The organism is Rhodovarius sp., assembly GCF_040399605.1.
Taxonomy (GTDB): domain Bacteria; phylum Pseudomonadota; class Alphaproteobacteria; order Acetobacterales; family Acetobacteraceae; genus Rhodovarius; species Rhodovarius crocodyli_A.
Genome location: NZ_JBBARU010000010.1, coordinates 62,544 through 72,192, shown reverse-complemented (window position 1 = coordinate 72,192; position 9,649 = coordinate 62,544). Strand labels below are relative to the sequence as shown.

10 protein-coding genes are annotated in these 9,649 nt (G+C 66.5%); all 10 read right to left on the bottom strand.

The window, feature by feature from the left end:
- Window positions 1-527 (bottom strand): ribosome recycling factor (gene frr / locus ABWP84_RS05360; protein ID WP_353210968.1); only part of this gene is annotated, 527 nt, incomplete at its 3' end.
- A 12-nt stretch (window positions 528-539) separates the two neighbouring features.
- The gene (pyrH, locus tag ABWP84_RS05355) at window positions 540-1,262 is read right to left on the bottom strand and encodes a UMP kinase (RefSeq protein ID WP_353210967.1); all 723 of its coding nucleotides are present in this window, start codon (window positions 1,260-1,262) and stop codon (window positions 540-542) included.
- A 168-nt stretch (window positions 1,263-1,430) separates the two neighbouring features.
- Window positions 1,431-2,348 (bottom strand): translation elongation factor Ts, encoded by a 918-nt coding sequence (gene tsf, locus ABWP84_RS05350; protein WP_353210966.1) that lies wholly within the window; start codon window positions 2,346-2,348, stop codon window positions 1,431-1,433.
- A 138-nt stretch (window positions 2,349-2,486) separates the two neighbouring features.
- Window positions 2,487-3,344 (bottom strand): 30S ribosomal protein S2, encoded by an 858-nt coding sequence (rpsB, locus tag ABWP84_RS05345; RefSeq protein ID WP_353210965.1) that lies wholly within the window; start codon window positions 3,342-3,344, stop codon window positions 2,487-2,489.
- A gap of 505 nt (window positions 3,345-3,849) precedes the next feature.
- Window positions 3,850-4,458, bottom strand: a complete 609-nt coding sequence (gene scpB, locus ABWP84_RS05340) for an SMC-Scp complex subunit ScpB (protein ID WP_353210964.1) — start codon at window positions 4,456-4,458, stop codon at window positions 3,850-3,852.
- Entirely contained in the window at window positions 4,430-5,191 is a 762-nt protein-coding gene (locus tag ABWP84_RS05335; protein ID WP_353210963.1) for a ScpA family protein, read from the bottom strand. Before ABWP84_RS05335 ends, scpB begins: the two co-directional genes overlap by 29 nt.
- Entirely contained in the window at window positions 5,188-5,868 is a 681-nt protein-coding gene (locus tag ABWP84_RS05330; RefSeq protein WP_353210962.1) for a site-2 protease family protein, read from the bottom strand. The genes ABWP84_RS05335 and ABWP84_RS05330 overlap by 4 nt, the downstream gene beginning before the upstream one ends.
- Complete coding sequence (gene nagZ / locus ABWP84_RS05325; RefSeq protein ID WP_353210961.1) at window positions 5,865-6,872, bottom strand: beta-N-acetylhexosaminidase; 1,008 nt, start codon at window positions 6,870-6,872, stop codon at window positions 5,865-5,867. The genes ABWP84_RS05330 and nagZ overlap by 4 nt, the downstream gene beginning before the upstream one ends.
- A gap of 35 nt (window positions 6,873-6,907) precedes the next feature.
- Window positions 6,908-7,774, bottom strand: coding sequence for an SPOR domain-containing protein (locus ABWP84_RS05320; RefSeq protein WP_353210960.1), 867 nt, complete (start codon window positions 7,772-7,774; stop codon window positions 6,908-6,910).
- Between the two features lie 50 nt (window positions 7,775-7,824).
- Entirely contained in the window at window positions 7,825-9,648 is a 1,824-nt protein-coding gene (locus ABWP84_RS05315) for an arginine--tRNA ligase (protein WP_353210959.1), read from the bottom strand.
- Between the last annotated feature and the right edge of the window lies 1 nt (window position 9,649).

Genomic DNA, 9,649 nt, shown 5'->3' with positions numbered 1-9,649 from the left:
ATCTTCTTCACATATTCGTCAGTCAGGGTCTGCATCTCCTTTTCGGCCCGCTTGGCCTCATCCTCGGAGATGACGCTCTTCTTTTTCCAGGCGGCAACCTGCTCCATCCCGTCGCGGCGGACGCCACGCAGGGCGACCTTGGCACCTTCGGAATATTTCGCCGCCTGCTTGGAGAGGTCATTGCGCCGCTCGGCGGTGAGCGGCGGCAGGGGGACGCGAATCGTCTGCCCCTCGGCCTGGGGGTTGAGGCCGAGGCCCGAGTCGCGGATGGCGATTTCCACCGCCTTGGCCTGGCTGCGGTCAAACACCTGGACATTGAGCATGCCAGGACCACCCACCGAAATATTGGCCACCTGGTTGAGTGGCGAGATGGCGCCATAGATTTCGACCCGAATGGGCTCCAGCAGGGCGGGGCTCGCGCGGCCGGTGCGCAGGCCCTGGAACTCCTTCTTCAGCGTCTCCATGGTGCTGTCCATGCGGCGCTTCATGTCCTCTTTCAGCGCCTTGGGGTCTGCCGGTGCGGCCATGTGGGAGGGCTCCTATTCGTCGCGGACGGTGGTGAAACGCCCATGGCCCAGCATGACCTCTTTGAAGGCGCCGGGTTCATGGATGCTGAAGACGATGATGGGCAGCTTATTCTCGCGCGCCACCGAAATGGCGGCGGCATCCATCACCTGCAGGTCACGCGCCAGAACTTCCAGATAGGTGAGTTCCTGGTAGCGCTTGGCATCAGGGTTCTTGCGCGGATCGGCGGAATAGATGCCATCCACCTGGGTGCCCTTGAGCAGCGCATCGCAGCCCATCTCGGCGGCGCGCAGCGCGGCGGCGGTGTCGGTGGTGAAGAATGGATTGCCGGTGCCGGCGGCGAAGATCACCACCCGGCCCTTCTCCATATGCCGCATGGCGCGGCGGCGGATATAGGGCTCGCAGATCGAGGACATTGAGATGGCCGATTGCACCCGGGTCGCCACCCCTTGCTTCTCCAGCGCCGATTGCACGCCCAGAGCGTTCATCACCGTGGCCAGCATGCCCATGTAATCGGCCTGCGCCCGGTCCATGCCCGAGGCGGCGCCAGCGATGCCGCGAAAGATATTGCCGCCGCCGATGACGAGGCAGACTTCCACGCCCAGCGCCACCACATCGCGCACATCCTCGGCGATGGCGCGCACGGTTGCATTGTCCAGGCCGTAATCCCGCTGGCCCATCAGGGCCTCGCCGGAGATTTTCAGCAGGACGCGTTTATGGGTGGGCGTTTCGCTCATTGTTGTGGGCTCACTGGAACTGCGGTGCCAAACTGCGCCGCACATTACGGAGCGCTTGCGGGGCCGACAAGCTAGGCCGGCTGTGCCGGCGGGGGTGGGTAGGCTAGGCCGGCTGGGCCAGGACGACTGGGCCAGGACGGCTGGCGGGGTTGCCCCCGCCGCAGCGCCTCAGGCCTTGCCGATGCCCGCGGCCGCAGCCACCTCGGCGGCGAAATCGCCGGTTTCCTTCTCGATGCCTTCACCGAGTTGGAAGCGGGCAAAGCCGGTCAGCTTGGCGCCGGCCTTCTTCACCACTTCGCGCACCCGGCTCTCGCCATCATGCACCCAGACCTGCTCGAGCAGCACCACTTCCTCATAGAATTTGCGGATGCGGCCCTCGACCATCTTCTCGATCACCGCGGGCGGCTTGCCGGAGGCGGCGGCCTGCTCGCTCAGCACCGCGCGCTCGCGCACCAGGGCCGCGGGGTCCACCGCATCGATATCCAGCGCATCGGGGCGGGTTGCTGCGACATGCATGCCGATCTGCCGGCCCAGCACCTGCAGCGCTTCCAATTCGGAGCTGCTCTCCACCGCGACGAGCACGCCGATCTTGCCCAGGCCCGGCTTTACCGCCTGGTGCATATAGGTGGCGACGGTGCCTTCGGAGACCGTGAAGACCCGAGCACGACGGATGGTCATATTCTCGCCAATGGTGGCGATCAGCCGGGTCAGTTCCTCGGTCACTGAATGCTGGGTACCGGGGTATTGGGCGGCCTTGATAGCCTCCACATCCTCGCCCACGCTCAGTGCGAGACCGGCGACCTCGGCCACGAAATTCTGGAAATTCTCGTTGCGGGCAACGAAGTCGGTCTCGGCATTCACCTCGACCATGGCGGCGATTTGCGGGCCGGTGGCGACACCCACGAGACCCTCGGCGGCGATGCGCCCGCTCTTCTTCGCAGCGGCGGCCAGGCCCTTCTTGCGCAGCCAATCGATGGCCGCTTCCATATTGCCTTCCGCTTCAACCAGCGCCTTCTTGCAATCCATCATGCCCGCGCCGCTGCTTTCGCGCAGTTCGCGGATCAGGGCGGCTGTGATCTCGGCCATGTTTATCTCTCCAGAGGTCCGGTTGGTCATTCGGTGCGGGCAGAAGCGCCCGGCGGCGTGTCATAAAGGGACGAAGCCGCCCCTTGGCATGACAATTCAGCGAAGCACCCGGGCCTGCTGGCCCGGGCGCGGCCCGATTTAGGCCTGCGGCGCGGCATCGGCCGCGGGCTCGAGGGTGATGCCATATTCGGCCGACATTTCAGGCGTCAGTTCCGGGGCGGGCTCGGTGCCCGGCTCGGGAGCGGCTTCGAGGATATCCTCGACCGGCAATTCCTCCATCGCACCGATATCGGCACCCGAGGAGCCGAGTTCGGCCGAAATACCGTCCAGCACCGCGGAGGCGACCATGTCGCAATAAAGGTTGATGGCGCGGATCGCGTCATCATTGCCCGGGATTGGGAAGGCGATGCCCGAGGGGTCGGAATTGCTGTCCACCACGGCGACGACGGGGATGCCGAGCTTATTGGCCTCCTCGATCGCTAGCTTTTCCTTCACCACATCGATGATGAAAATGATGTCCGGCAGGCCGCCCATATCCTTGATGCCGCCCAGCGCGCGATCAAGCTTTTCCTTGTCGCGGGTCAGCATCAGGACCTCTTTCTTGGTGAGGCCCTCCACGGTGCCGCCGAGTTGGCCTTCCATTTCCTTCAGACGCTTCACGGAGCCCGTGATGGTCTTCCAGTTGGTCAGCATGCCACCGAGCCAGCGATGGTTCACGTAATACTGGCCGCAGCGCGTGGCCGATTCGGCCACATATTCAGCCGCCGCCTTCTTGGTGCCCACGAAGAGCACGCGCCCGCCGCCGGCCACCGTGTCACGAATGGCGCGCAGCGCGCGGTCCATGAGGGGGACGGTCTGCTGCAGATCCAGGATATGGACCTGGTTGCGGATACCGAAAATATACGGCGCCATGCGCGGGTTCCACCGGCGCGTGTGGTGACCGAAATGCACGCCTGCCTCGAGCAGAACGCGCAGAGTGACTTGTGGCATCGCCATGGCGATACTCCTTCCTGTTGTAGTCCGGTTGAACCTCCGTGGCGCCATTCCCGGAAATCCCGTACAGGGACCATCCAGGACCGGACCCTTTCATGATGGAAGGGCGCGCCGCGTGTGGATTTGCCCACCACTTTCGCGTCGGACGAGCGGGTTATGGCGCAAAGCCGGCGCCAGGACAAGGCCTCGGCCTGGCGGAACATCGCCATAGAGGCTGCGCGATGCGGGCTTGTCACCCAGGCTCATGAGCACGACGTCGCGGCGGGGGCTGGCAGGCTGCTGGCAGACGAATACCGAGGGGGAAAAGATCGAGGCGCTTTGCCCCTCGGGCACCTCAGCAGGGTCGAGATCTATGTCGACCAATTTCCTGAACCTTCGTTAGGTTATTGATTTTAAAATTAATCAAAGGTCCAGGAAAATCATTTTCCTGGTGGGAGAGCGCGAGAGGGCAAAGCCCTTTCGCTCTTTTTCCCTCCGCCATCACGGTTGTTCCGTAGCCTGCCAACCGTCACTCCCCCTGCTCTGGCGCAGAGGCCAGGATCAGCGGCAGCGCCGCGTCATTGGAAACCAGATCCTCCCGCCGTGGCAGATCCGCCAGTGACTTCAGGCCGAATTGCTCCAAAAAACGCGGCGTGGTGCCCCACAGCGTGGGGCGGCCGGGCACTTCTTTCTTGCCCCGGCTGGTGATGAGCGCCATGTCCAGCAGCGCGTCCAGCGTTGTCTGGCTGAGGGTGGCGCCGCGAATTTCCTCGATCTCCGGCCGGGTGACGGGTTGGTGATAGGCGATGATCGCCAGCGTCTCCATCGCCACCCGCGGCAGGCGGCGCGGCACCTCAACCACCCGGGTGATGGCGGGTGCCAATTCGAGCGCGGTGCGGAAGACAAAGCCGCCGGCGATCTCCACCAATTCCACCGGCCGCCCGGCGCAGCGCGCCTGCAAAGCGGTCAGCACCGATGGCGCATGCGCGCCCATGGGCAGCGCCATTTGCAGCCGCTCAGGCTTCACCGGCCGGTCACTGGCGAAAATCAGCGCCTCGGCCACCCGCAGGGCATGCTCGAAGGTTGCGTCATCGCAGAGTGCCGGGAGTTCAGGGCTGGAGGGTGGCGGCAGGCTCATGGGCGGTGCCCTCCATACGGCGGATCATCAGGGGGCCGAAGGCATGGTCCTGGCGCAATTCAACGCCCCCGCCACGCGCCTCCTCCAAGGCGGCGATCAGGCCCGAGGCCAAAGCCGCGCGGCGTTCCAGCGGCGTGGTAAGCGAGGCGGGGATGAAGCCCTGCAGCACCGTCCAGCCCGGGCTTCGCCCCAGCAGCGCGCGCAGCCGGGCCAGTGCCTCGCCCACCGAGAATAATCTGCGCGGCTTGGGCGCATAGGGGGTGGCGGCGGTGGCGCGGCGCCGCGCGCCGGCATAGGCCCGCAGCAGCGCCGGCAAGTCAGCCACAATGCCCGAGCGGTCCTCCATGCGCAGGATTTCCGCAGCGCCCCGGCCAAAGCTCTCCCGGCCCAACTGCACCTGGCCCGAAAGCCAAAAGGCGGCCTGGCGCATGCGGTCCAATTCGGCGAGGCGTTCGGTCAGGCGCTCGGCCAGGGCCTCGGCATCCTCCTCCGGCTCGGCCTCTTCAGGCAGCAGCAGGCGCGATTTCAGCCAAGTCAGCCAGGCTGCCATCACCAGCCAATCGGCGGCGATCTCGAGGCGAATCGTCTGCGCGCCTTCCAGCACGGCGATATATTGATCCACCAGGGCGATGATGCTGATCCGCCGGATATCCACCTTCTGGGCGCGGGCGAGGTCGAGCAACAGGTCGAGCGGGCCCTCGAAGCCATCCAAATTGAGCGCCAGGGCGCTCATACCGGATGCCCGGCCGCGCGCAGTAGGAGGCTGAATACCGGCGCCACAACATGGCGCAAGGCCCAGCCCATCACATCAAGCTCAGGCGAAATCCGCGGCAGCACGAAGAGCAGGCCCAGCACGATGAACAAGCCATAGCGCTCCAGCCCGGCATAGGGCCGCGCCAGCGCATAGGGCAGCAATGCCGTCACCACCCGGCCGCCATCGAGCGGTGGAATGGGCAGCATGTTGAAACTGGCCAGCACCAGATTGACCAGCATGAACAGCGCCACGGAACGGTAGAGCAGCGCCACCCAATCGCCATCCAACAACCCCGCCAGATGCGCCGCCAGCGCCGCGATGAAGGCCAGCAGCACATTCATCGCCGGCCCTGCCAGCGCCACCCACATCATGCCCCAGCGCGGATTATACAGCCGGCGGATATCCACCGGCACCGGCCGGGCCCAGCCGAACATCGCCTCCACCCGGCCAATGGTGAGCAATTGGCTCACCAGCAGGATGCCCGGCACAAGCAGCGTGCCCACCGGGTCCACATGCCGCAGCGGATTGAGCGAGATCCGGCCGAGCAGCCTCGCCGTCGGGTCACCCAGGGCATCGGCCGCATAGCCATGCGCGGCCTCATGCAGGGTGATGGCAATGACCGCCGCCAGCACCGAGGCAAGGATTTCAGCAATCACGGGCTGGAGACCAAGGGGGCGTGGCGCATGGCCTGCAATGCGGCCGGGTCCAATGTCTCACGGCGGCTTTCCGTGGCGGCGCGGGCGGCATCGAGGCGCTCGATCGCGGCATCGCTGAGCGCCGGGCAATCGGCCAGCAGCGCCATGCTCTCCGCCAGATCACCGGTGCAATGCAGCACCGCATCGCAGCCGGCGCTGATCGAGGCCTGGGCGAGTGCCGCAGGCTGGCCGCTGAGCGCCTTCATCGCCAGATCATCGGAGACCAGAAAACCCGCAAAGCCAATGGCACCGCGAATGACCCGGGCGATGACCCGTGGCGAGAGGGTGGCCGGCCATTCGCCATCAAGGTTTTCATAGAGGATATGCGCCGTCATCGCCCAGGCGCCCAGGTCCGCGAGAGCGGCGAAGGGCGCGCAATCCTGTGCCAGTTCCTCACGCGTGGCGCTGACGCGGGGCAATTCGAGATGGCTATCCGCCCGCGCCCGGCCATGGCCGGGGATATGCTTGATGACGGGAATGCAGCCCGCCGCCTGAAGGCCATGAATATATTGCCGGCCCAGGCGGCTGACCTCGGCGGGGTCGGCTGAGAAGGCGCGGTCGCCGATGATGCCATGACCCTCGGGCAGGCGCAGATCCAGCACCGGGGCGCAGACCACATTCAGCCCCATCGCGGCGCATTCCAGCCCGATCAGCGCGGCATTGGCATAGGCATTATGCCCAGGCCGGCCCTCGAAACTGGCCGCCGCCGGAAAGGGGGGCCAATCTGGCGGGCGCAGCCGCGCGACGCGCCCGCCCTCCTGGTCGATGAGGATGGGCGCCTGCTCGCCCAGAATCTCCCGAATGGCGTCGGTCAGGCCGCGCAGCGCAGCAGGGCCTGCGATGTTGCGCGCGAAGAGAATCACCCCCAGCGGCGGCATCTGACGCAGCATGGCGGCTTCCTCGGCGGTCAGTACGCTGCCGCCCAGGCCGATTATGGCGGCGCGCCGCCCTCCCTGCTTCACCATGCCGAATCGCCCCGTTATTCAGAAGGATAGGCGTATCACAATGGCAGGCATTGCGCATTTTTGGCGCGCGCCTGCTCGCACAACCCACGGGCAGCGGCGGCATCGGCCGTGCCGACACGCAGGCGCCACAGTGGCGACTGGCCATTGCGCTCGACGCGGGTGATGCGCGGCTGCATGGTGGCCAGGGCCGGGATTCGGCGCTTCAGCCGCTCCCATTCCTGCTTGGCCGCCTCCTCGCTTACGAGAGCGGCGAATTGCACCTCGGCGCGGCCTGGCGCTGCTGCAGCGGGTGCGGCGGGGCGCGCCGCTCCGGGGGCGGGCGTGGCCGTGCGCGCTGTGGCCGCGGGCGCTGCCGGTGGCGGCGCGGTGGGGCGGGCTGACGGTGCTGCGGCGGGGCGCGCCGGCGGAGGCGTGCTTGGCGTGCTTGGCGTGCTTTGTACGGCCATGGTCGGGGCCGGGCTGGGCGCGGCGCTGGCGGCTGGTGGCGGCGGTGCAGGCGGCGTGGCCGCGGCCTCCATTTGCTGGCGCAGCGCATCGGTGCGCGGCGCCTCGGGGGCGGGGGCCAGCCTTGCTGCCTGGTCCGGGCGAGCCTGGCTGCGCGGATTCGCCGGCGGTGTGGCGGGCGGTGTCGGCATGTTTTCCGGCCGCACCCGGAAGGGCCGGCCATCGGCCTCGATCAGCGGCGCGCTGCGCGGCCCCATGCGGGAAATGCCCCAGATGATGGTGGCGGCGAGCAGCACGGAGCCGGTGAGGCCAACCGCGATGATCAGCGCGCGCCTGGGAACATCCGGCAGGGTGCGCAGGCGAGGCGCGGGCTTGATGCTGGCCGTGCGCATCGGCCGGCGCGGCGCGAAGCCATCATCACCCGGCCCACCTGGCCAGGATCTTTGCGCGTCACTCATGGCTGCCCCCCCCGGGCCAGTATTCCATGCCTAGACCACCGGCCCAGCCATCACAGGCCAGAGGCAGAATCCGCCTTATTGTCATCACGCAACTCCTCGACAGGTGTCACCCCCATGACCCTGAGGCCGGAGCGGAGAACCACCCCCGTCGCTGCCACGAGCGCGAGACGCGCCCGGGTTGCAACTGGTTCATCCGCCCGGATGAAGCGCAGAGTCGAATCACTGCGCCCACGACTCCATAATAGATGAAAGTCACCTGCCAAGTCATTCAGAAAAAACGCCACGCGGTGCGGCTCGCGGGCAGCGGCGGCGGCCTCGACCACCCGGGGCCAGCAGGCGAGGCGATGAATGAGGGCGGTTTCAGCCGGATCAACCAGCGTATCCAGCGGTGCCTCGGCCAGATCGGCCAGGCTCGGGTCCTCTGCCGCGCGCAGCACCGAGCGGGTACGGGCATGGGCGTATTGCACGTAGAAGACCGGGTTGTCGCGCGATTGCTCGATGACCCGGTCGAGATCGAATTCCATCTGCGCATCGGCGCGGCGGGTGAGCATGGTGAAGCGCACCGCATCGCGCCCCACCTCATCGATCAGGTCAGCGAGGGTGATATAGCTGCCGGCGCGCTTGGACATGCGCACCGGCTGGCCATCCTTGAGCACATGCACGATCTGGGCGAGCACGACATCAAGGCTGACGCGATTGTCGGAAAGGGCCGCAACCGCCGCCTTCATCCGCTTCACATAGCCGCCATGATCAGCACCCCAGACATGGACCAACTCATCAAAGCCGCGCTCGATCTTGTGCAGGTGATTGGCGATGTCATTGGCGAAATAAGTGCCGGTGCCATCGCTCTTGCGCAGCGCGCGGTCGGTGTCATCGCCGAATTGCTTGGAGGCGAAGAGGGTCTGTTCGCGCGGCTCCCAATCATCGGGCGTCTTGCCCTTGGGGGCTTCGAGCACGCCCTGATAGATGAGGTTTTTGTCGCGCAGCAGCGCCTCGGCCCGGTCGAGCATGCCGGCCTCGATCAGCGCCGCCTCGCTGACGAAATGCTGGCCCTCGACGCCGAGTGCGGCCAGATCCTCGCGGATGGAGACCATCATGGCGTCCACAGTGAAGCGGCGGATCTGGGCGAGGATAGCGTCGGAGGGCGGCAGCAGCGATGCGCCATGGGCGGCGAAGAGCGCATCGCCCACAGGAACCAGATATTCCCCGCCATATTGCAGCGTGGTGCCAAAACTGGCTTCGACAATGCCGCGCGCCTCGGCGGGGTTGGCCCGCAGCGCATCCAGCACCTCGCCCGGGGCGCCGCCGCGGGCCGCGGCCTCAAGATAACGCCAATACGCCGCCCAGGCCAAAGCCTGCACCTGCGCCCCGGCATCATTGATGTAGTATTCCTTGGTGACGTCATAGCCGGCCTTGGCCAGCAGATTGGCCAGCGCATCGCCCACCACCGCGCCGCGGCAATGGCCCACATGCATGGGGCCCGTGGGGTTGGCCGAGACATATTCCACATTCACCCGCCGCCCATTGGGCGGAGCATCGCCATAGGTCTCGCCCATGCGCAGCAAATGGGCGAGTTGGCCGCGCAGAAAGGCCGGCGCGAGGCGGATATTGAGAAAGCCAGGACCGGCGGGCGTGGCCTCGGCCACCTCAGGCAGGGCGGCGAGTTTTGTCGCCAGATCGGCTGCGAGTTTCGGCGGAGCGAGCTTGGCCGCCTTGGCCACCACCATCGCCGCATTCGTGGCCATATCGCGATGCGAAGCATCCTTGGGCGGCTCCACCACAACCCGAGAAAAAGCCTCGGCGGGTTGCTCGGGCAATAATTCGGCCAGCGCGGCCACCACACGGGCGCGCATGGCGGCAAACATGTCATACATC